At 63.6% G+C, this 22,990-nt stretch carries 21 protein-coding genes; 16 read left to right on the top strand and 5 right to left on the bottom strand.

What is annotated here, in order from left to right; genetic code table 11:
- Positions 1–2,037, top strand: coding sequence for an RNB domain-containing ribonuclease (locus BR00_RS10890; protein ID WP_496477626.1), 2,037 nt, complete (start codon positions 1–3; stop codon positions 2,035–2,037).
- A gap of 87 nt (positions 2,038–2,124) precedes the next feature.
- Entirely contained in the window at positions 2,125–2,718 is a 594-nt protein-coding gene (gene plsY, locus BR00_RS10895) for a glycerol-3-phosphate 1-O-acyltransferase PlsY (RefSeq protein WP_496477627.1), read from the top strand.
- 1 nt (position 2,719) lies between these two features.
- Here the strand turns inward: plsY and trmFO are convergent, their stop codons facing one another.
- The 3 genes from trmFO to BR00_RS10910 are packed head-to-tail and all read right to left on the bottom strand — an operon-like array spanning position 2,720 to position 5,283.
- Positions 2,720–4,021, bottom strand: coding sequence for a methylenetetrahydrofolate--tRNA-(uracil(54)-C(5))-methyltransferase (FADH(2)-oxidizing) TrmFO (gene trmFO, locus BR00_RS10900; RefSeq protein ID WP_496477628.1), 1,302 nt, complete (start codon positions 4,019–4,021; stop codon positions 2,720–2,722).
- A gap of 10 nt (positions 4,022–4,031) precedes the next feature.
- Positions 4,032–4,241 (bottom strand): hypothetical protein, encoded by a 210-nt coding sequence (locus tag BR00_RS10905; protein WP_281751747.1) that lies wholly within the window; start codon positions 4,239–4,241, stop codon positions 4,032–4,034.
- Between the two features lies 1 nt (position 4,242).
- Positions 4,243–5,283 carry a tetratricopeptide repeat protein gene (locus tag BR00_RS10910; RefSeq protein WP_496477629.1) on the bottom strand — a complete coding sequence of 347 codons (1,041 nt, stop codon included), beginning with the start codon at positions 5,281–5,283 and terminating at the stop codon, positions 4,243–4,245.
- A 226-nt stretch (positions 5,284–5,509) separates the two neighbouring features.
- On the opposite strand from BR00_RS10910, the gene ahbC reads away from it, so the two are divergent.
- The 7 genes from ahbC to pruA all read left to right on the top strand — a co-directional run bounded on the left by ahbC (position 5,510) and on the right by pruA (position 13,585).
- Entirely contained in the window at positions 5,510–6,703 is a 1,194-nt protein-coding gene (ahbC, locus tag BR00_RS10915; RefSeq protein WP_281751742.1) for a 12,18-didecarboxysiroheme deacetylase, read from the top strand.
- Between the two features lie 30 nt (positions 6,704–6,733).
- Entirely contained in the window at positions 6,734–7,711 is a 978-nt protein-coding gene (gene hemB / locus BR00_RS10920) for a porphobilinogen synthase (RefSeq protein WP_496477630.1), read from the top strand.
- Positions 7,708–8,811, top strand: coding sequence for a heme b synthase (ahbD, locus tag BR00_RS10925; protein ID WP_496477631.1), 1,104 nt, complete (start codon positions 7,708–7,710; stop codon positions 8,809–8,811). Before hemB ends, ahbD begins: the two co-directional genes overlap by 4 nt.
- 10 nt (positions 8,812–8,821) lie before the next feature.
- Positions 8,822–9,277: a siroheme decarboxylase subunit alpha gene (gene ahbA, locus BR00_RS10930; RefSeq protein WP_496477632.1), complete on the top strand. Its 456-nt coding sequence runs from the start codon at positions 8,822–8,824 to the stop codon at positions 9,275–9,277.
- The gene (gene rpe / locus BR00_RS10935) at positions 9,274–9,939 is read left to right on the top strand and encodes a ribulose-phosphate 3-epimerase (protein WP_496477633.1); all 666 of its coding nucleotides are present in this window, start codon (positions 9,274–9,276) and stop codon (positions 9,937–9,939) included. Before ahbA ends, rpe begins: the two co-directional genes overlap by 4 nt.
- Before the next feature lie 147 nt (positions 9,940–10,086).
- A complete protein-coding gene (locus BR00_RS10940) occupies positions 10,087–10,581 on the top strand; it encodes an Lrp/AsnC family transcriptional regulator (RefSeq protein ID WP_496477634.1) in 495 nt (164 codons plus the stop codon).
- Between the two features lies 1 nt (position 10,582).
- Positions 10,583–13,585, top strand: a complete 3,003-nt coding sequence (pruA, locus tag BR00_RS10945; protein WP_496477635.1) for an L-glutamate gamma-semialdehyde dehydrogenase — start codon at positions 10,583–10,585, stop codon at positions 13,583–13,585.
- 145 nt (positions 13,586–13,730) lie between these two features.
- Here pruA and BR00_RS10950 read toward each other — a convergent pair whose 3' ends face one another.
- Together BR00_RS10950 and BR00_RS10955 are read right to left on the bottom strand one after the other, a co-directional pair.
- Positions 13,731–14,663, bottom strand: a complete 933-nt coding sequence (locus BR00_RS10950; protein WP_496477636.1) for a bile acid:sodium symporter family protein — start codon at positions 14,661–14,663, stop codon at positions 13,731–13,733.
- A gap of 82 nt (positions 14,664–14,745) precedes the next feature.
- Positions 14,746–15,069 carry a hypothetical protein gene (locus BR00_RS10955; protein ID WP_496477637.1) on the bottom strand — a complete coding sequence of 108 codons (324 nt, stop codon included), beginning with the start codon at positions 15,067–15,069 and terminating at the stop codon, positions 14,746–14,748.
- A gap of 70 nt (positions 15,070–15,139) precedes the next feature.
- On the opposite strand from BR00_RS10955, the gene BR00_RS10960 reads away from it, so the two are divergent.
- From BR00_RS10960 to BR00_RS10990, 7 genes are all read left to right on the top strand, one after another.
- Positions 15,140–16,264 carry a branched-chain amino acid ABC transporter substrate-binding protein gene (locus BR00_RS10960; protein WP_496477638.1) on the top strand — a complete coding sequence of 375 codons (1,125 nt, stop codon included), beginning with the start codon at positions 15,140–15,142 and terminating at the stop codon, positions 16,262–16,264.
- Positions 16,265–16,318: 54 nt separating this feature from the next.
- Positions 16,319–17,224, top strand: coding sequence for a branched-chain amino acid ABC transporter permease (locus BR00_RS10965; RefSeq protein ID WP_496477639.1), 906 nt, complete (start codon positions 16,319–16,321; stop codon positions 17,222–17,224).
- The gene (locus BR00_RS10970; protein ID WP_496477640.1) at positions 17,221–18,168 is read left to right on the top strand and encodes a branched-chain amino acid ABC transporter permease; all 948 of its coding nucleotides are present in this window, start codon (positions 17,221–17,223) and stop codon (positions 18,166–18,168) included. The genes BR00_RS10965 and BR00_RS10970 overlap by 4 nt, the downstream gene beginning before the upstream one ends.
- Positions 18,165–18,950 (top strand): ABC transporter ATP-binding protein, encoded by a 786-nt coding sequence (locus BR00_RS10975; RefSeq protein ID WP_496477641.1) that lies wholly within the window; start codon positions 18,165–18,167, stop codon positions 18,948–18,950. Before BR00_RS10970 ends, BR00_RS10975 begins: the two co-directional genes overlap by 4 nt.
- On the top strand, positions 18,931–19,656 hold the full coding sequence (locus BR00_RS10980; protein ID WP_496477642.1) for an ABC transporter ATP-binding protein: 726 nt from the start codon (positions 18,931–18,933) through the stop codon (positions 19,654–19,656). Before BR00_RS10975 ends, BR00_RS10980 begins: the two co-directional genes overlap by 20 nt.
- A 117-nt stretch (positions 19,657–19,773) precedes the next feature.
- A complete protein-coding gene (locus tag BR00_RS10985) occupies positions 19,774–21,300 on the top strand; it encodes a methyl-accepting chemotaxis protein (RefSeq protein WP_496477643.1) in 1,527 nt (508 codons plus the stop codon).
- Positions 21,301–21,389: 89 nt separating this feature from the next.
- Complete coding sequence (locus tag BR00_RS10990) at positions 21,390–22,985, top strand: tetrathionate reductase family octaheme c-type cytochrome (protein WP_496477644.1); 1,596 nt, start codon at positions 21,390–21,392, stop codon at positions 22,983–22,985.
- Positions 22,986–22,990 lie beyond the last annotated feature (5 nt).

Genomic DNA, 22,990 nt, shown 5'->3' on the forward strand with positions numbered 1-22,990 from the left:
ATGAAGCATCTGCCTGCCGTGCAGCCGGGCTGCATCGTGGAGTTCCTCCAAGACAACCAGCCCGTCATCGCCTGGGTGCTGGAGGCCGTCTCCGGCAAGACCCGCGTCTTCACCATCGCCCAGCGGGAGGCCAAGCTGCCGGTCTCCCGCATCCTGCCGTGGACCGGCCCGGTGCAGGCCGCCGGCGCGTCGCGAAGCGAGATGCTCGAAGCCCTGCGCACCCATCACAGCCGCCGGGACAATCTGGCGGAATCCATCGACACCCTGGAGATCTGGGAGCTCGCCCAAGGGGAGCTTGCCCAGGCGGACATCCTCTGGCTCGGCGGTCTCGTCTTCACGGATCCCACCCCCGACCACCTGGCCGCCCTAGGCCGCAAGCTCCTGCAGACCAAGACCCATTTCCGCTTCAACCCGCCGCAGTTCGAAATCTTTCCCGAAGACGTGGTCCTGCGCCGCCAAGAAGAGCTGCGCCGCGCCGAAGAGCGCCGCCGCCTGGTGGGCTTTGGACAGGATTTCCTGCGCGCCCTCTGGGACCGCGTCCAAGGCAAGGCCACGCCCCTGCCGCAAGCAGACGCGGAACAGGAGGCCAAGCTGCGCGAGCTGCTCATGGCCCGGCTCACCGCCCCCGACGACCGGGACAGCGAAGCCATGTGGAAGACCATGGCCCAGGGCCTACCCGAAGACCCATGGCTGGCGCTCCTCTTAGCCCAAGCCTGGGGAATCGTGCCGCGGCATTACAACGTGCATCTTGCCCGGGCAGAATATGACTGGGAGCCCACCTGGGCGGCACCCTTTGCCGAAGAAGTGGAACGCCTGCGCGCCGCGCACGCCGAGGCGGACCTTCCCCAGGTCGCCACGCCCTTCATCACCGTGGACGCAGCCTCCACCCAGGATATCGACGACGGTTTTTGGGCCGAGGCCGAAGGCGACGGATGGCGCGTGCAGATGGTCCTGGCCTGCCCAGCCTTGGCTTGGGCCTGGCACGGCCCTTTGGACCTTGCGGTGCGCCACCGCTTCTCCTCCCTGTATCTGCCCGAAGGGGTGAGCCACATGCTCCCCGAAGCCCTGGGCACCGAAACGTTGAGCCTGCGGGCGGACGGCCCGCGGCCGGCGCTGGTGGTGGAATGCCGCGTGAACGCCGCCGGGGAGATCACCCAATGCTCCCCGCGCCTGGCCCGAGTCCGGATCGCGGCCAACACCACCTATGAGGCCGTGGAAAAGGCGCTGCACGACGGCAAGATCCCCATGCTCAAGGCAGCCCTCGCCGCGGCCCAGGCCTTACGCCAACGCCGCATCCAGGAAGGCGCGGTCATCACCGAGCAGCCGGACCCGTCCATTTCTTTGCACGGCGACCAGCCCGAGGTCCGCGTCCACACCCCGGCCAGCACGCCGAGTGCCCAAGCCATGGTGTCGGAATTCATGATCCTCGCCAATACCGCCCTGGCGGCCTTGGCGGTGGAGCAGAATATCCCGCTCCTTTTCCGCACCCAGAACATCGGCCTTCCCCCGGAGTGCGCCGGCGTCTGGAGCGAACCCCAGGACATCTACCACGTCCTTGGCCGCATGGGGCCGTCGCTTCTGGAATGCGTCCCCCGCCGCCACGCCACCATCGCGGCCAAGGTCTACGCCACCTTCACCTCACCCCTGCGGCGCTACGTGGATCTGATCAACATGGGACAAATCCTCGCCGCGCTGCACGGCGCGCCGCCGCCCTTTTCCCATGCCGACCTGGAAGCCCTGCTCCCCAGCCTCTGCCTGCGGGCGGAAATGGTGGGCCAGGTGCAGCGCGCCCGGCCCAGATACTGGAAGTTCGAATACTTGCGGCAGCGCGCCAAAACCCGCCACTTCCCGGCAGTGCTTGTGGATGCGGGCGCTCCCCTGGCCACCGTGGCCCTGCCGGACCTCGCCCTCTTCCTCAAAGCGCCGCGCAAGGTCTTCGGCGACAAGCTGCGGGTGGGACAGCGGTTTCACTTACGCCTCGGCCGCGTGGACCCACTCTGCGGCGAGGCCCGCATCCTGGAGGCCTTCGAAGTGTAGGGGCGCCGGGGACGAATTCCATTTGAGACCCGCCCCTCCTTGTGGTAGGGGCGCTCACATCCCAATTTCTGGAAAAAGGAGGCTCCTATGGCCAAGCTGTTCGTGCTCATCATCGGCTATCTTCTCGGCGCAGTCCCCTTTGGACTCATCATCGCGCAGCGCTGTGGCAAAGACCCGCGCACCGAAGGCAGCGGCAATATCGGCGCCACCAACGTGGCCCGGGTCTGCGGCAAAGGCGCAGGGCTCTGGACCCTCATCCTCGATATCGCCAAGGGCTTCGTGGCCGTGCTTTTGGCCCAAGCGGTCAGCGATTCCGGATTCTTCCTGGCCCTTTCGGCGCTTACCACCATCTGCGGGCACATGTTCTCGGTCTTTCTCCACGGCAAAGGCGGCAAAGGGGTGGCCACCTTCGTGGGCGCGTTTTTGGCCCTGGCCCCGGGAGCGACGGTGCTGAGCGTCTTGGTCTTCTTCCTGGCCCTGCACCTCTACGGCTACGTGTCTCTCGCCTCCTTGGCCATGGCCACGGCCCTGCCGGTCATGCTCCTAGTTTCCGGATCCTGGAGCGTACTGGTGCCCACCCTGGCGGCCTCGGCCCTGATCTTCTGGAAACACAAAGACAACATCGATCGCTTGCTCGCCGGAACCGAAACCCCCTGGAAATGCGCCAAGCCAGAAGCGTAGATTACGCACTGGCCGCCAACCACGCGGCGAACACCTCGCGCGCACGCTGGGCATAGAGCGCCTTGCGTGCGCGTTTTTTATGCTTGCCCGCCAGGGCGGGCATGAGGCCGAAGTGGATATTGGAAGGCTGAAACGAGGCCGAAGGCGTGCGCACATGCCCCAGAAGGGCGCCCAGGGCCGTCTGTGTGGGCGGCAGCCCCGGAAGGCGCCCCGCCAGAAAAAGCCCGAGCCACAGCCCGGTGGCCGCGGATTCCACGTACCCTTCCACCCCGGAGAGCTGGCCTGCCACATAGACCCCGGGCCGGGCTTTGAGCTCCAAAAACGGGGTGAGCACCTGCGGCCCATTGACGTAGGTATTGCGATGCATGCTGCCGAGACGCAAGAACTCGGCCTCGGCAAGGCCCGGGAGCATGGAAAAGATCCGGCGCTGCTCCGGATAGGTGAGCTTGGTCTGGAACCCCACCATGTTGCACGCGGTTTTCTCCCGGTTCTCCGGCCGCAATTGCACCACGGCAAAGGGCTCCGTGCCGGTGCGCGGGTCCGGCAGGCCCACGGGCTTCATGGGGCCGAAAGCCAGGGTGAGGTCCCCACGCGCGGCCATGACCTCGATGGGCAGGCAGCCCTCGAAATGGCGTTCGTCCTCGAAATTTCGCGCCGGTACGGTGCGTCCTTCCCGCAAGGCGTGCACGAAACGAAAGTACGCCGCTTCGTCCAAGGGGAGGTTGAGATAGTCGCGCCCCTCGGGATCGTAGCGCGAGCCCCAATAGGCCACCGACATATCCACCGAGTCCGTGGCCACGATGGGGGCGATGGCGTCGTAGAAGGCGAGATGCTCGCCCCCCACCACGCGGGCCAGATCCGCGGCCAAGGCGTCGCTCACCAACGGCCCGGCGGCGATGATCACGGCCTGCGCCCCCCATTGCTCCGGGTCGGGAACGGCAGTGACCTCCCGACGCGCCACGGTGATGCGCGGATGCGTACTCAGGCGCTCGGTAATCCATGCCGAAAACCGCTCCCGGTCCACGGCCAAGGCTTTGCCTGCCGGCACCTGCGTGGCATCGGCCGCGGCCATGATCAGACTCCCCAAGTCCCGCATCTCGGCCTGCAGCAACCCCACGCCCGAGGTCATCTCCGCCGAACGCAGCGAGTTGGAGCACACCAGCTCCGCAAACCCGGGCTGGGTATGCGCCGGGGAAAACCGGCCCGGCTTCATCTCCACGAGAAGCACGTCCTGGCCTGCCTCAGCTAAAGCAAACGCCGCCTCGCATCCCGCAAGGCCGGCGCCGACAACCACATAGCGCACACGCGCCTCCTTATTCGTCCGTATCCACGAGATTCATGCTGCGCAGTCCCAGCCGGGCATTGATGGCTTCCACACGTTCCGCGAGCCGTTTCCGCCGGATGGGATTGCGCTCCGCATAGTAGGAAGAAAGCAAAAAATTGCGGCAATGAAAAAGATTATGTCGCTCCGTATCGATATCCACGAGTTTGCCGCACAAAGGACAGGCCCGAAGTTCCGCCATATCAGCCTCCCAAAGACAGGCGAATGGGAGAAGCCCCGGAGTCTTCCGATGATTTTTCTCCAGTCAGGCGGTTCAAGAGCTTGAGGGCCTCGGCGTGATCCGCGGCGAGGGAGAGACATTGCCGTAAGCATTCCAACGCTTTTTCGGTATTTCTTTCACACAAGTATGCTTTTGCCATGTTGTAATAGATATTTTCATCCTGGGGGCTCAATTCCAACGCCCGCATATATGCCTGCAACGCCTCTTTGTACTGCCTGTTTTGCCGCAGACGAATGCCCATCGTATTGTAGGGATTGGGTGCGTTGACATCATGGCGAAGGATCTCCACGAAAATCTCTTTCACCTTGTTGAACTTGTTGATTTTCGCGTATTCTTCCGCCGCCTTTTGCAAGTAATGCTGGTAGCGCTCCATATCGCCCTTGCCTTTATACGCCGCAGCCAGGCCTTCATACGCTTTGATGAAGGCCTGGTTTTGCTCCAAGGCCTGGTTGAACGCGGCAATGGCGTCGGACCAGCGTTTTTCCATGAGAAATTTGCAGCCCTTGAAGAACAGGACCTCCGCCATGTCTTCGTCCTCCCCCACGGTGAGGGAAAGCACACCGATGGCGTCTTCAAACCGGCCTTCGGCCATGAGCCCCTGAGCCTGATCCACTGTGGCCTGCAGGGCAGCTCCTTTGGCGGACATGCGCAAGCCCTGCGCCACGTGCCGCTCCAATGCCTGGGGATCAAAGGGCCGCACCACCAGTCCGGAGCATCCGGCCGAGATGAGCCCCAAAACAAAGTCTTCCTCCCGACGAGCGGAGATGGCCACCACGGGCCGTATCTCCCCGGGCCGGCTGGTACGCAGGGCCGCGATGCAGGCCGCAAGCGGCATGTCTCCTACTTCCGAATCCACCAAGGCCAAGGCGACCTCGTTGTGGGCGGCGAAATCCACTGCCGCCGCGCCGGAGGAAAAACGTACGATCTCGGCCTGCCCCATGGCCACGAGAAAACGTCGATCTTCCTGGGCGTATGCATCGATGGCGGTCACGATAACGATCATATGTTCTCTCCCCATAGCCCAAGGCCACGAAAACGCCCCCAAACGAGCACCTCTGACGCGCCCCTTGGCACCTGTATGCACCTGTAGCAAGCCCTACGCGAGGGTTCCATCCGAATCAACACCTCACCCCGGCGCGCTCCTTGACAACAAGACGGCTTCAGGCAACCTGCCACGGCATCCCGCCACAGAGGGCCTCGTGCGGCCCCGAACTTTCGAGGAAGGAACAATGATCGGTATCTCCAAACTCTATTGCGGCACGGTGGAGCCTTCGGACGCCTTGCGCTATGGCCGCCATTCCGGGTCGCTCCCCTCGCATCTGCTCCAATTTTCCAAGGATAAAAAGCCGGTTGTGGTCTGGAACATGACCCAGCGCTGCAACCTCAAATGCGTGCATTGCTACGCCCACGCCGTCGATCCCAAAGGCCATCAAGACCCCATCGATACCGAACAGGCCAAGGCCATGATCGAAGACCTGGCCGCCTACGGCGCGCCGGTGCTGCTTTTTTCCGGCGGCGAGCCCTTGGTGCGCGAAGATCTGGTGGAACTCGCCAAGTACGCCACTGCCCGCGGCATGCGCGCGGTAATCTCCACCAACGGCACCCTCATCACCAAGTCCAAGGCCCGCGAGCTCAAAGACGTGGGGCTCTCCTACGTGGGCATCTCCCTGGACGGCGCCGAGACCATCCACGACCGCTTCCGCGGCGTCACCGGATCGTACCGCCAGGCCCTCAAGGGCGTGGAAAACTGCCAGGCCGAAGGCCTCAAGGTGGGCCTGCGCTTTACCATCAACAAACGCAATGCCGGCGAAATTCCACACCTCTTCGACCTCATCGAGCAGATGGAGATCCCGCGCATCTGCTTCTACCATCTGGTGTATGCCGGCCGCGGCTCCGAGCTCATGAACGAAGACTTGGACCACGCCGAAACCCGCGCCGTGGTGGACCTCATCATGGACCGCACCCGCGATCTGCATGAGCGCGGCAAGCCTAAAGAAGTGCTCACCGTGGACAACCACGCCGACGGCCCCTACGTCTATTTCCGACTGCTGCGGGAAAACCCCCAGCGGGCGGCCGAAGTGCTGGAGTTGCTCAAAATGAATGAGGGCAACTCCTCGGGCCGGGGCATTGCCTGCATCTCCTGGGACGGCTCGGTGCACGCGGACCAGTTTTTGCGCCACATCACCTTTGGCAATGTCCTTAAACGGCCCTTCTCCGCCATCTGGGACGACCCGTCCATCGAGCTCCTCCAGAAGCTCAAGGACAAACGCCCCCATGTGACGGGCCGCTGCGCCCGCTGCCGGTTCCTCAACATCTGCGGCGGCAACTTCCGCGCCCGGGCCGAGGCCGCCACCGGCGATTTCTGGGCACCGGACCCGGCCTGCTACCTCACGGACGACGAAATCACCGGCGAGCCGCTCTAGGCGGCCCGCCCCCACACCAAGGAGCCTGCCATGACCTTTTTCCGAGGCCGCCGTCTGCGCCGTACTGCCGCCTTGCGGGATTTGGTGCGGGAAACGCGGCTGACGCGCCTGGATCTCATCCAACCCTACTTCGTGGTCGAGTCCAACCCCGAGGCCGAAACACCCATCGCCTCCATGCCCGGCCAGTACCAATTGGGCCTGAATCGGCTCATCGCCCACATGGAGCCGGCGGTATCCGCCGGCCTGGCTGCGGTCATCCTCTTTGGCATCCCCCAGACCAAGGACGAACGGGCCTCCGGGGCCTACGCGCCGGACGGCATCGTCCAAGAGGCCACCCGCCGCATCAAGGAGCGCTGGCCCGAGCTCGTCGTCGTGGCCGACACCTGCCTGTGCGAGTACACCTCCCACGGCCATTGCGGCATCGTGCTCCCCAGCGGCGAGGTGGCCAACGACCCCACCTTGGAGCTTCTGGCGCGCACCGCCGTCAGCCAAGCCAAGGCCGGTGCGGACATCATCGCGCCCTCGGACATGATGGACGGTCGGGTGGCGGCCATCCGGGCGGCCTTGGACCAGGAAGGCTTCGCCCACATTCCCGTGCTCTCCTACGCCGTGAAATACGCCTCGGCCTTCTACGGCCCCTTCCGGGAGGCGGCGGAAAGCGCCCCCAAGTTCGGCGACCGCAAGACCTACCAGATGGACCCGGCCAACGGCCGCGAGGCCCTGCGCGAGGCCCTGGCCGACGAGGCCGAAGGCGCGGACATGCTCATGGTGAAACCCGCCCTGCCGTATCTGGACGTGCTGCGCACCCTGCGGGAGGTCACGGACCTGCCGCTGGCCGCCTACCAGGTGAGCGGGGAATACAGCCAGATCAAGGCCGCCGGACAACTGGGGTGGATGGACGAGACCGCCGTGGCCCTGGAAAGTCTCACCGCCATCAAGCGCGCCGGCGCGGACCTCATCCTCACATACTTCGCGGCGGACCTCATCCAGCAAGGACTCATCTCATGACCCATCATCCGCATGCCGCTGCCCATGCCTTGAGCGCAGAGGCCCCTGCCTGCCGGCTCATCGCCTGGGAGGTGACCCGCTCCTGCAATCTGGCCTGCAAGCATTGCCGGGCCGAGGCCCATCTGGAGCCGTATCCCAACGAGCTCTCCACAGCAGAGGCCGTGGCCCTCATCGACACCTTCCCCCAAGTGGGAAGCCCCATCATCATCTTCACCGGCGGCGACCCCATGCTGCGTCCCGATGTCTACGATCTCGTGGCCCATGCCGCGGCCTTGGGACTGCGGCCGGTCATGTCGCCCAACGGGACCCTCATCACCGCCGAAACCGCCCAGCGCATGAAGGCCGCCGGCGTGCAGCGCTGCTCCATCTCCATCGACGGCCCGGACGCCGCCTCCCACGACGCCTTCCGCGGCGTGCCCGGCGCCTTTGCCGGCGCCCTGCGCGGCATCGAATATCTGCGTCAGGCGGGGATTCCCTTTCAGATCAACACCACGGTCACCCGCTCCAACATGGAGAGCTTTCCGCGCATCTTCGAACTCTGCGAAAAGCTCGGGGCCGCGGCCTGGCATATCTTCCTCCTCGTGCCCACCGGCCGGGCCGCCTCCATGGAGGAAGAGATCATCAGCGCCACGGAATACGAACGGGTGCTCCATTGGTTCTACGACTTCCGCAAGACCACGACCATGAGCCTCAAGGCCACCTGCGCCCCCCATTACTACCGGATCCTGCGCCAGCGCGCCAAAGAAGAGGGCATCCCGGTGACGCCGGAAAACTTTGGCCTGGACGCCCATACCCGCGGCTGCCTGGGTGGCATTGGCTTCTGCTTCATCTCCCACACGGGCATCGTCCAACCCTGCGGCTACCTCGAACTTGCTTGCGGGGATGTGCGCGCCACGCCGTTTCCGGAGATTTGGCGTAACAGCGCCGTCTTCCGCGCCTTCCGGGACCAGTCCCAATACCAAGGCAAGTGTGGGGTATGTGAATACCACAAGGTCTGCGGCGGCTGCAGGGCCCGCGCCCATACCATGCGCGGCAACCACATGGCCGAAGAGCCGCTGTGCTCGTACACCCCGGCCCGCCTGCAACGCCAATCCTCCTAGGACATCTCCCATGGACGCCATCGACCGCCAACTCCTCGACATCATTCAAACGGACTTTCCTTTGGAACCCCGGCCGTACGCCGTGCTCGGCGAGCGTCTCGGCCTTACCGAGGCCGAGACCTTGGCCCGGGTGCGGGCGCTCACGGCCCGCGGGGTCATCCGCCGCATCGGCGCCAACTTCCAGTCCCGCAAGCTCGGCTGGCATTCCACCTTGTGCGCGGCGTGCGTACCGGAAGACCAGCTCGAAGCCTTCGTCGCCGAGGTCAACCGCCACCCAGGGGTCACCCACAACTACCTGCGTGCCCACCGCTACAACGTGTGGTTCACCCTCATCGGCCCGTCGCCGGAGGACGTGGCCGCCACCTTGGCAGGCATCACCCAGGCCACCGGCATCCCCATCCTCAACCTGCCGGCCTCCAAGATGTACAAAATCCAGGTGGACTTCAAAATGGGAGACGACGCATGACCCCCGTCCTGTCTCCCTCGCTTTTGTCCGCAGACTTCGGCCGCCTAGCCGAGGAGCTGGCCGCCCTGGAGGCAGCCGGGCTTTCCTGGGTGCATTGGGACATCATGGACGGCCAGTTCGTGCCCAACATCACCTTCGGCCCGCCCGTAGTGGCCAAACTGCGTGCCCGAAGCCGCCTGTTCTTCGACGTCCACCTCATGATCGAACACCCCGACCGCTATATCACTGCCTTTGCCGACGCCGGGGCCGATCTGCTGTGCGTGCACGCCGAGACCTGCGTGCACCTGGAGCGCACCATCCAGGCCATCCACGACGCGGGCATGCAGGCCGGACTCGCCCTCAACCCCGCGACACCGCTGACGGCCCTGGACTACGTCCTCGACAACCTGGACATGGTGCTCATCATGAGCGTCAACCCCGGCTTTGGCGGACAGCATTTTCTGCCCCTCGCCCTCCCCAAGATCGCCCATACCGCAGCGCGCATCCGCGACACCGGCAAACCCATCCACCTGCAGGTGGACGGCGGCGTCACGGTGGACAACGCCGGAGAACTCGTACGTCTCGGGGCTACGGTGCTCGTGTCCGGCTCCGCCTTCTTCGGCCACCCGCCCTACGATCAGCGCCTGGCCGCCTTTCGTACGGCCATGGACGCCGCTGGCTAGCCCGCCTGCACCGACGCCCCCTCAAGCGCCCCTCGCCCACCGTCTTCGGGCCAGGGGCGCTTTTCGCATCGACCGCCGTTTTCCAACGGCCACCGTTGACTCCCAAAAGCCATCGAATTAAAAGCGCAAAAAACGAGGAAACCAAGCATGCTCGACGAAATTGATGTTCAAATATTGAATCTTCTTCAAGAAAACGCCAAAATTACCAACGCCGAGCTGGCGCGGCGCATCGGCATGGCCCCTTCCGGGGCCCTGGAACGAGTGCGCAAGCTGGAGTCCCGCGGTATCATCACCGGTGCCAGTGTCCGCCTCGACCCCCATCGCCTTGGGCTCACCTTGAGCACCTTCGTGCTCATCAAGACCAACGAGCCCGTAGGGTCTTCGGCCATCGGACACGCCTTGGCCGCCATCCCCGAGGTGCTGGAAGTCCATTGGACCGCCGGCGAGTACAACTACCTCATCAAGGCCCGGGTACGGGATACCGAAGATCAAGTGGCGCTCATGAAAAAGCTCGGAGCGATTCCCGGCGTCCAGGACAGCCGCACGACATTGGTCCTCGAAACGATCAAAGAAACCCAATCCCTTTGCCTGGATCACATCCCGGTGAAGGGCGGCCGGAAAAATTCCAAAAACGGAGGCTAGTATGCAATCCAATCTCGATGTGCGCATCATGAACCGCGGCAAAGAGTTCTTTGCCAGCATCGCCGGCGAGGCGCCGTCCATCTTCAACAAAGGGTGGTGGACGGGGAAGGTCATGGACTGGGCCATGCAGAACGAACAGTTCAAGGTGCAGCTGTTCCGATTTGTGGATGTACTGCCCTACCTCAACACGTCCGAATCGCTGTCTCGGCACATCGAAGAGTACTTTTCCGGCGAAGGCCAGGACATCCCCAAGGTCCTCAAATGGGGCGCCGGCGCCATGGGCGGCCTGGGCGGCAAGCTGGCGGCCGGCCTCGTGGCCAAGACCATCCGCGCCAATATCGAATCCATGGCCAAGCAGTTCATCATCGGTGAAAATACCCAGGACGCCATCAAGACCTTGCGCAAGCTGCGCAAAGACGGGTTTGCCTTTACGGTGGACATCCTTGGCGAGGCCACGGTGAGCGAGGCCGAGGCCGAGGCGTACATGAAAAGCTACCTAGAGCTCCTCGACGCCCTGCGCGGCGAGCTCCCCAAATGGACGGGCCTAGGCGGCGGCGGGGGCCTCGATTGGGGCACGACGCCCATGCTCAATGTCTCGGTGAAGCCCTCGGCCCTCTTTTCCCAGGCTTCCCCCAAAGACTTCGAGGGCTCGGTGCAGGGCATCCTCAAGCGGCTCATCCCCATCTACCGCAAGGTGCGCGAGCTCGGCGGCTGGATGTGCATCGACATGGAGCAGTACAAGTTCAAGGACATCACCCTGGAGCTCTTCCGCCGCCTGCGCTCCAGCGAGGAATTCCGCGACTATCCCGGACTGGCCGTGGTGCTGCAGGCCTACCTCAAGGACACCGACCGCGACCTGGCCGAACTTCTGGCCTGGGCGCGGGAGAAGAAACTCCCCATCGGCATCCGCTTGGTCAAAGGCGCCTACTGGGACTACGAAACGGTTATCGCCAAGCAAAACGGCTGGGAAATTCCCGTATGGACCATCAAGGCCGAGTCCGACGCCGCCTTCGAGCGCCAGGCCCGGGTCATCCTGGAAAACCACGACATCTGCCACTTCGCCTGCGCATCCCACAATATCCGCACCATCGCCGCAGTCATGGAAATGGCCGCCGAGCTCAAGGTGCCCGAGAGCCGCTACGAATTCCAGGTGCTCTACGGCATGGCCGAGCCGGTACGCAAAGGCCTGCTCCATGTGGCCCGCCGCGTGCGGCTCTACGCCCCGTACGGCGATCTCCTCCCCGGCATGGCCTACCTGGTGCGCCGGCTGCTGGAAAATACCGCCAACGAGTCTTTCCTGCGCCAATCCTTCGCTGAAGCTGCAGAGATCGAACGGCTGCTGGAAAACCCGCTCATCACCTTGGACCGGGAACGCGCCCGCCGCGCCGCCCGGACGGCCGCCCCTTCGGCGGCACCGATCCCACCGTTTGCCAACGAACCCATGGCCGACTTCACCCGCGCCGACGTGCGCCAAGCCTTCCAGCAGGCCATCGCCAGCGTGCGCCAGGAATTGGGGCGCACCTATCCCTTGTGGATCGGCGGCCGCGAGGTGTTCACCGACGACCGCATTCCTTCCGTGAACCCTGCTAACCCGGACGAAGTCATCGGCTCCGTGTGTCAGGCAGGGCGCGAACACATCGACCAGGCCCTGGAAGCGGCGCAAAAGGCCTTCCCCCTGTGGCGGGAGCTCTCCCCCGAAGACCGGGCCGGCTATCTCTTCAAGGCCGCGGACATCGCCCGCAAGGACATTTACCGGCTGTCGGCCTGGCAGATCCTGGAAGTGGGCAAGCAATGGGATCAGGCCTATGCCGACGTGGCCGAAGCCATCGACTTTTTGGAATACTACGGCCGCGAGATGCTGCGCCTGGGCAAACCGCGGCGCATGGGCCGGGCCCCGGGGGAGTTCAGCCAGCTCATGTACCAGCCCAAAGGCATCGCCGCGGTCATCGCCCCGTGGAACTTCCCCCTGGCCATCAGCTGCGGCATGACCTCCGCCGCCATGGTGGCGGGCAACCCCGTGCTCTACAAGCCGGCCGGCCCTTCCTCCGTGGTGGGCGCCACCTTGTGCCGCATCTACCGTGAAGCCGGCATCCCTGACGGAGTGTTCAACTACGTGCCCGGCCGCAGCTCGGTCATGGGCGACTACCTGGTGGAGCACCCAGCCATCTCCCTCATCGCCTTCACCGGCTCCATGGAAGTGGGGCTGCACATCATCGAAAAGGCCGCCCGCGTGCATCCGGGCCAAAGCCAGGTGAAACGGGTCATCGCCGAAATGGGCGGCAAAAACGCCATCATCATCGATGACGACGCCGACCTGGACGAGGCGGTGCGCGAAGTGCTCTATTCGGCCTTCGGCTTCCAGGGGCAAAAGTGCTCCGCCTGCTCGCGGGTCATCGTGGTGGAGTCCATCTACGCCCGCTTCGTGGAGCGTCTGGTGGAAGGCGCTCGGGCGCTGGCCATCGGCCCGGCGGAAGACCCCGCCTACTTCATGGGCCCGGTGGTGGATGAGCGCGCCCAGAGCACCATCCTCAAATACGTGGAGTTGGCCCGCCAGGAAGGCCGCGTGCTCTTGTGCCAGGAGGTCCCCAACCACGGCTACTACGTGCCGCTGACCATCGTGGAAGGTATCACTCCGGAGCACCGATTGGCCCAGGAAGAGATCTTCGGCCCGGTACTCGCCGTCATGAAGGTGAAGGACTTCAACCAGGCCCTGGAGTGGGCCAACAGCACCCGCTTTGCTTTGACCGGCGCGGTGTTCTCCCGCAGTCCCCGGCATTTGGAGCGCGCCAGCCGGGAGTTCAACGTAGGCAACCTCTACCTCAACCGCGGCTCCACCGGCGCCCTGGTGGAACGGCACCCCTTTGGCGGCTACAAGATGTCCGGCGTAGGCTCCAAGGCCGGCGGGCCCGACTACCTCATCCAATTCCTCGACCCGCGCACCGTCTGCGAAAACACCATGCGCCGCGGCTTCGCCCCGACCATGGAAGACGACGACTGGGTCTAACCGCCGCCCCCATGATCCCCCTTTCTGGCCGTGGCCGCCGCGGCCAGAAAGGGGGACTGCACGCCGCCAACCCCACCAGACCACACCTCACAACACCGCGCGTGCGCCCCGAAAGCGCTGCTCGAGCAGCACCCCCATGCGGGCGTCACCCGCGCTCCTGCCCGCCATCACGCGCCCAAACTCGGGCCAAGGCCATGCCCATCAGGTTCTGCCACAGGCTAAAGAGCGCCCCGGCCAAGGCTGCGGCGGGGGTGAAGAACGTGCCTGCCAGCGCGACGGCCAGGCCCGAGTTCTGCATCCCCACCTCGATGGCGATGGTCCGCGCCGTGGACATGCGGGCGCCCGTCACCCGCGCACCCCAAAACCCTATGGCAAACCCCGCCCCGTTATGGAGCATGACCGCCAGCATCACCAAGACGGGGAAATCGAGTATCGTCTTCTGATTCAAGGCCACGACGCAGGCGATGATACCGGTGATGGCCAGCACCGAAAGCGCCGGGAAGACCTCCAGCACCGGCCGCAGGCGTTCCCGCAAAAGCCGCCGCAAAACCAGACCATCCACGAGGGGAAAGACCACGATCCAGAACACCGAGCGCACCATGGCCCAAAAGTCCACGGCCACGCGTTGGCCCACGAAAAGCTCCACCAACGCGGGCGTCACCACTGGGGCCACCAACGTCGTCACCAAGGTCATGACCACCGAAAGGGGCACATCTGCACGGGCAAAAAACGTGATCACATTGGACGCCGTTCCGGAAGGACAGCACCCCACCAAAAGGACCCCCACGGCGACCTCGTCAGGGAGGTGCAGCGCCCAACACAGCCCCCAGGCCAGCAACGGCATGACGGTGTACTGGAGCACCACCCCCAGACCCGCGCGGGGCCACATGCGCCCCACCCGGACAAAGTCGGCGAATTCCAAAGTCAGCCCCATCCCAAACATGATGAGCCCGAGGCCCAAAGAGATGTAGGGCCGAATCCAGGCGAAAAGCGCAGGAAAGCCCAAGGCCAAGAATGCACACGCGCATGCCAAGATCAAAAAATGCCGCTGCACCCAGCGGGCCATGGCCATCAGCATCGGATACTCCAAAATCGTTGGGGGAAAATGAAAGCCCCTATGCCCCGTGGGCCCGGACGAGGATGTCCGCCCATCTCCGGCGTCACCCGCACCGCGATTGCGAACGTATTTTCAATTTTGAAAAAACGTCTTCACACCAGCGTCTGAAAAAGGCCGTGCCGCGGCGGCGCCGTCCGAACTCCTCTCCCAACATTTCCTCCGCGTCCACCCCTCGACATTCCTGAACGCCGTTCATAAAGGCCAGGGCAAACCCAAGCAAAACAAGAATAATATTCACAAATAGATTCTCTATTGCCTTGAAATATACGGGCAAACAAAAGCTTCTGCGAACAAGTTTCCCTTTTTGGGAAACAAATTGATTTTTTCCTCCAGATCCTCTAGGGACTTTTGCGGAAAACAGGATCATTGGGTGTCTCCGGAATACTCCGGCTGCATATATGGCAGAAACACATTTCCCCAACCCCAAGGAGGTCCGCATGAAACGTTTTCGCACTCTGTGTGGCTGCCTCGCGCTGCTTCTGTGCATCGGCGCACCGGCCATGGCCAAAACCGTCCGCATTGGCCTCATGTGTCCGCTCACCGGCTCTTGGGCCAGTGAAGGTCAGGACATGAAGCAGATCGTCGAGCTCTTGGCCAAAGAGACCAACAAGGCGGGTGGTATCGGTGGCATGGAAGTGGAGATCATCACCGAAGACGACGGCGGTGACCCGCGCCAGGCAGCCTTGGCCGCCAACAAGCTAATCAGTCAAGACGTCGTGGCCGTCATCGGCACCTACGGGTCCTCGGTGACCGAAGCCACGCAGGGCATCTACAACGAAGCAGGCATCGTGCAAGTGGCCACCGGCTCCACCGCCATCCGCCTCACGGAAAAGGGTTTGCCGCTCTTCTTGCGCACCAGCCCCCGCGATGACGAGCAGGGCAAAGTGGCGGCCAAGACCATCCTTGCCAAAGGCGCCAAGAAGATCGCCATCCTCCACGACAACACCTCCTACGCCAAGGGTTTGGCCGACGAGACCAAGTCGCTCCTGGAAGCCCAGGGCGCCAAGATCGTCTTCTTCGATGCCCTCACCCCGGGGGAGCGGGACTACAACGCCATCCTCACCAAGATGAAGGGCGCTGGCCCGGACTTCGTGTTCTTTACCGGCTACTACCCTGAAGCCGGCTTGCTCCTCAAACAAAAGATGGAGATGGGCTGGGACGTGCCCATGATGGGCGGGGATGCCACCAACAACCCCGACCTGGTGAAGATCGCTGGTGCCAAGGCCGCGGCCGGATTCCTTTTCCTCTCTCCGCCTGTGCCCGCAGACCTGGACACCCCTGAAGCCAAGGCCTTCCTGACCGCTTACCAGCAGGCCTACGGCAGCCAGCCGGGCTCGGTGTGGGCGGTGCTGGCCGGCGACGCCTACCGCGTGCTGGCGGAAGCCATCGCCAAGGGCGGCTCCACCAAGGGTGAAGACATCGCCGCCTACCTCAAGACCAAGCTCAAAGACTTCCCGGGCCTCACCGGTCCCATTTCCTTCAATGCCAAGGGCGACCGCGTGGGCGATCTCTACCGCATCTACCAAGTGGACGAGACCGGGGCCTTCAAACTTCTGCCCTAACGCACCAAAGGAGGAGGGCCCCACGGCCCTCCTCGCTTGCGCAAGGATACTTGCATGGAAGAATTCATCCAACAGCTCACCAACGGGCTTGCCGTCGGCGGCATCTATGCCCTGGTGGCCCTCGGCTACACCATGGTGTACGGGGTGCTCAAACTCATCAACTTCGCCCATGGCGACCTCTTCACCATTGGCGCGTACCTGGGCCTGACGCTGCTCACGAGCCTCGGGCTCTTCGACAAACTCGGACCCGTGGCCGGGATGGGCGTTCTGGTACTCCTGGTCATGGGGCTGGTGGCCGTCATCGGCGTGCTCCTCGAACGCGTGGCCTACAAGCCGCTACGCCACTCCCCGCGCCTGTCCGCCGTGGTCTCGGCCCTGGGGGCCTCCATCTTTTTCCAAAACGCCGTCATGCTGGTGTACGGGGCCAGATTCCAAGTCTATCCCCACGATATTCTTCCTAAAACGACGGTCCCCTTTTTTGGCCTCGAGATCCCGCTCATCCGTATCTTGCTCTTCGCCGCCTCTCTGGCGCTCATGGCCGGGCTCTATGTCTTCATCCACAAGACCAAAATCGGCACCGCCATCCGGGCAGCAGCCATTGATCAGGGGGCCGCACGCCTCATGGGCATCAACGTGGACCGGGTCATCATGCTGGTGTTCTGTATCGGTCCGGCACTCGGCGGCGCGGCAGGACTCATGGTCGGGCTCTACTACGGCCAGATCAACTTCACCATGGGCTGGATTTATGGCCTCAAGGCCTTTACTGCAGCCATTCTCGGCGGCATCGGCAATATCCCCGGCGCCATGCTCGGAGGACTCCTCCTCGGCGTTATCGAGGCCTTGGGCGCGGCATATATTTCCATTGCCTGGAAGGACGCCATCGCCTTTTGCGTGCTCATCCTCATTCTCATCGTTCGGCCCACAGGCATCCTGGGCGAACGGGTCGCGGAGAAAGTATGAACCGCATCGTACCGTGGGCCGTGGCCGCCCTGCTGGCCGTATGCCCTCTGATTCTCGACACCTATTGGACCGACGTGCTCAACAACGTCGGGCTCTACGCCATCCTGGCCTTGAGCCTCAATGTCATCTTGGGCCTGGCCGGCCTCTTCCACATGGGGCACGCCGCGTTCTACGCCGTCGGCGCCTATACCACCGCCATCCTCAACACGGTGTACGGCGTGCCGGTGCTCTGGACCATGCCGGTAGCCGGGCTTTTGGCAGGCATCTTCGCCGCCCTGGTGGCCCGGCCCATCATCCACCTGCGGGGAGACTACCTGCTCATCGTCACCATCGGCGTAGTGGAGATCGTACGCATCGCCCTCATCAACAATATTTTTGGCATCACCGGCGGGGCCAACGGCATCTTCGGCATTGCCCGGCCCATGCTCCTGGGCTTCAAACTCACCAAGCCCATGCATTTTTTCTACCTCATCTGGATACTGACAGGCGTCAGCATCTTTCTCTTCCGCCGGCTGGAGCTCTCCCGCTTCGGCCGGGCCCTGCGCTACATCAAGGAAGATGAAACCGCCGCTGCGGGAAGCGGCATCGATGTGGCGGGATACAAGCTGGCGGCTTTTGTCATCGGCGCGGTGTGGGCCGGGATGACCGGAACCATCTTTGCCGCGAAAATGACGATCATCTCTCCAGAGTCGTTTACTTTTTGGGAATCCGTCGTCCTCTTCACCATCGTGATCCTTGGTGGCTCCGGGAATATTTGGGGGGTCCTCGTGGGCGCCTTCCTGCTGGTGGGCTTGCCCGAACTCTTCCGGGACTTCGCCCAGTACCGCATGCTGGTCTTCGGCGCGGCCATGGTGGCCATGATGATTTTCCGCAACGGCGGCCTCCTGCCGCCCCGGCCCCCACAGTACCCCAAGGCCGCAGCACTGGTGGAGGGACAATCATGAGCCTGCTCCAGGTGGAAAACCTTACCAAGAGTTTTGGCGGACTCATGGCGGTGAGCGATGTCTCCTTCGACGTGGACGACGGCGCCATCGTCGGGCTCATCGGCCCCAATGGCGCGGGCAAGACCACGGTCTTCAACCTCATCACCGGCAACTACGTTCCGGACTCCGGATCCGTCCGTTTCCGCGGCCACGAACTGGTGGGCAAGCCCATCCACGCCATCGTCCAGGCCGGCATTGCCCGCACCTTTCAGACCATCCGGCTCTTCCAGAACATGAGCGTGCTCGAAAACGTCCTCGCCGGGCGCCATTGCCGCATGCGCGCCGGAGTCTTCGGGGCCATGCTGCGTACCCCGACGCAACGTCGCGAGGAGGACGAAGCCCTGGCCCGGGCCATGGAAGAGCTGCGCTTCGTGGGGCTCTCTCGCGAACACGACAACCTGGCCGGCAATCTCTCCTACGGCAACCAACGCCTGCTGGAAATCGCCCGCGCCCTGGCCACAGACCCGCAGCTCATCATCCTTGACGAACCTGCGGGCGGCATGAACGACCAGGAGACGCAAGACCTGGTGCGCCTCATCTACGCCATCCAAGAGCGCGGCATCACCATCCTGCTCATCGAACACGATATGAGCCTGGTGATGCGGGTATGCCAAAAACTGATCGTTTTGGAGCACGGGGCGCAGATCGCCACCGGCACCCCGGCGGAAATCCAAAACCATCCCCGCGTGATCGAAGCCTATCTGGGTGTGGAGGACGATGAAGATGGCCCTGCTGCAAATTGAAAATCTGCGCGTGCGCTACGGCAACGTGGAGGCCCTGCACGGCATCAGTCTCCACGTGGACGAGGGAGAAATCGTCACCATCCTCGGCGCCAACGGCGCGGGAAAGACCACGACCCTCAACGCCATCTGCGGCCTGGTCCCCGTGGCCGAAGGACACATCTGGCTGCGGGATATCCCGCTCCACTCCCTGCCCGCTCACGCCATCGTACGTCACGGCATCACCCAAAGCCCGGAAGGCCGCCGCGTGTTCGCCACCCTCTCGGTGGAGGAAAACCTGATGCTCGGGGCCTTCACGGCCACGGACGCCAAGCGGGTGGCCGCCACCCAGGAGTGGATCTACCGGCTCTTTCCCCGCCTGGAGGAGCGTCGGCACCAATTGGCCGGCACCCTTTCCGGCGGGGAGCAGCAAATGCTGGCCATCGGCCGGGCGCTCATGGCGGAGCCCAAACTCCTGCTCTTGGATGAGCCGAGCCTCGGCCTGGCCCCCATTTTGGTGCAATCCATCTTTGCCACCATCCGGGAGATCAACCGCAGCGGCGTGACCGTCATCTTGGTGGAACAAAACGCCCGCGCGGCGCTGAAACTCGCCCACCGCGGCTACGTCCTCGAAGTGGGGCGCGTGGTCCTCTCGGATACCGCGGCCAATCTCCTGGCCAACGAAGACGTACAAAAGGCCTACCTCGGCGGCGGCCACGCCGCACGCTAAACGCTGCGCATCCCCGCGGGGGGCCTCCGCCCCCCATGCAGCCCCCCAAACCACCTCGAAGCTTGCCCGGACACGTCGCTTGGGGGTAGGCAGGTATCGTCATCAAGGAGGGAAACGATGCGCGCACGTCTTCTTGGCATGACCGCCATCCTCACCTTGAGCATACTTGCCGCCGAAATCGGATCCGCACCCCAACCCGCCCTGGTTGGTATGTTTGCCGCCCTGCTGATGGCCCTGGAAGCCGCATGGACCGAACACCGTCAGCACCGTGCCCTTGCCGCGGCGCTGGATACTCTGGTCCGCGAGCGCACCATGCCTCAAGGGCTGCGGATTTCCCCGCAACTGGCCAACGCCTTGGGTCAGGTGGAACACTGCTTGCGCACGGAGACTGGGCTCCGCCAAGGGATCGTCCAGGGCCTGCCCATGCCGTTCCTTCTGGTGGACCCCAAAGAACGAGCCGTGGCCACCAATGCCGCTACCATGGAGATGCTCGAAATCGAGACCCCACCCGAGGCCCAGCTAGGCCGAACGCTCGCGGCAATCTTCTACAACGACCCGAGCCGCTCCACCGCCGTGGGCAAGGCCATGGCCAGCGGAGAAGTCTTCCGCAACCTGGAGGTCACCATCCACGGCCATAAGGGCGGCAAGCGCCATGTGCTGGCCAATGTCTATCCTCTTTACGACAGCGCCGGCACCCTGCTCGGCGGCATGTGCATCTATCTCGATATGACCGAGGCCAAAAGGGCCTCGCAGCGTTTGCGTGAGCAGCACGCCGCCCTTACCGAACTCATCGCAGCCTCCACCGAGGTGGGCGCCACCCTGGCTTCGGCCGCCGAAGAGCTTTCCGCCCAGGTCGAAGAGGCCTCGGCCGTGGCCCGCAGCCAGCAGCAGCATAGCGAAGCCATGGCCACATCCACCCAGCAACTGGCCGGCTCGGCCCGGGCCATCGGCGCCAATACCCGAACAGCCCAAGACCTGGGGGCCGCCGCCGAGAGCAAGGCCCGAGACTGTGCCTCGACCCTGAACGAAGCCCAACACGCCATGGACGGCGTCCTGGACCAGGCAAACGCCTTGCGTCAGGGCATGCACGCCCTGGCGCAGCAGGCCATGACCATCGGCTCCATCATCCAAGTCATCGAAGACATCGCGGATCAAACCAATCTGCTGGCCCTCAACGCGGCCATCGAAGCAGCCCGCGCTGGAGACGCCGGCCGAGGGTTTGCCGTCGTGGCGGACGAGGTGCGCAAACTGGCGGAAAAAACCGTCCAGGCCACCAACGAGGTGCGCAGCTCCATCGCTACGGTGCAGCAAGGGGTGCTCGCCAACCAAAAAGCCACCGACGAAGCCGCTACCGCCATCACCCACGGCTCCGAGCTCGTGGCCCACAGCCAGACCATGCTTGCCGAATTGGCCACTCAAGTCGCCAATATAGCCGACCATCTGAGAGACATCGCCACAGCGGCCGCCCAGCAAGCCGAGGCCAGCGCGGAACTCGACACCATCGGCCGCAATCTTGCGGATTCGGCGCAACAAAGCGCCACGGCCATGGAGGAATCCGCCAAAGCAGTCACCAGCCTTGCAGAGCTGGCGGCCCGCATCCACACCATCATTGCCCGCATGCACGAAATCTCCCGCACCGCCTAAAACGGACCAAATCGCTCCAAAGCTTGCCTTGCTGCGTCCGACAGATACAGGAAAGATCATCCTGTCTTATCTTGCACAAGGAGGTAGCGATGCTCCGTCTCGTCACCCTCATTCTCACCCTGGCATGGACCGCTTCTGCCTGGGGGACGGAAACGGATGAGCAGGCCCCAGGCCGCATCCTGGCCCGCCAAGCCGTCAGGGAGGATCCCAAAGCCTGGATCACCGCGGACCACTCCCAACACCCCATCCTCAAACAGCCGTTCACGAAGCCTGAGGAGGTCACCCGCGCCTGCCTCTCCTGCCACAACCAGGCCGGGATCCAATTTCATAAAACAATCCACTGGACATGGGCCGATCCCGCGGACCCCCGAGGCATCACCGGCAAAGGCCGCTTGACCGTCAACAACTTCTGCATCGCCGTGGGTTCGAACGAGCCGCGATGCACCTCCTGCCACGCCGGTTACGGCTGGATGAACAAAAACTTCGATTTCTCCAATGTGGAGGCCATCGATTGCCTCGTCTGCCACGAACAGACCGGGACCTACGTCAAGTTCCCCACCAAAGGCGGCTATCCCGCCACCGAACCGACGCCCTTTGGGGGTAAGGAGATCCTACCGCCGGACTACACCAAAGTTGCCCAATCCGTGGGGAAACCCACCCGCCGCAATTGCGGCACCTGCCACTTCTACGGCGGTGGCGGAGACGGCGTGAAACACGGCGACCTCGATTCCTCCATGACCAATCCCAACAAGGCCCTTGACGTCCACATGGGCATCGACGGCCAAAACTTTAGCTGCAGCCGCTGTCATTCCACCCGCGCCCACCATATCGCAGGCCGGGTGTATGCCACCCCGGCCTTTACGGAGCGCAAAAGTCTGCTCGAGGATGACCTTGCCGCCAAGATCAGCTGCGAATCCTGCCACGGACACACGCCGCACAAGGCCCATGCCAAGGCCAACGACCATACGGACAAGGTAGCCTGTCAAAGCTGCCACATCCCCACCTTTGCCCGGGCGCTTCCCACCAAAATGCATTGGGATTGGTCCCAGGCCGGCGACAAGGAGCGTCCCATCCACAAGGACGCATTCGGCAAGGCCGACTACGATCCCAAAAAAGGGAGCTTCGTGTGGCGCAAAAACGTCACTCCCTATTATGCTTGGTACAACGGCTCCATTCAAGGCACGACCGCCAAGGACATCATCGACCCCACGAAGCCCGTCCGCCTGAGCTGGCCGGAAGGCAGTCCCAATGACCCGAAATCCCGCATCTTCCCTTTCAAAATTCACACCGGCCGGACTCCGTACGACAAGGTCAACAAAACCATGGTCATTCCCAAACTCTTTGGCCCCAAAGGCTCCGGAGCATATTGGGCGGACTTCGACTGGGGCAAGGCCATCGCTGTTGGCCAGGAGTACAACGGGCTCCCCTACAGCGGACAGTACGATTTCGTGGATACCGAATACGTCTTCCCCATCACCCACATGGTCGCCCCCAAAGAGCAGGTACTTGCGTGCACCGAATGCCATAGCGCCCAAGGCCGCCTCCGCCATATCCAGGGGGTGTACATGCCCGCCCGCGACCGAGTGCAGGCCTTGGATACCGGCGGTTGGGCACTGGTGGTCATCTCGGTGATCGGCGTCGCACTCCACGGTCTTGGCCGCTTCATCGCCTCTCTCAAGCGCTAGGAGGA

This window comes from Thermodesulfomicrobium thermophilum DSM 16697, assembly GCF_059568695.1.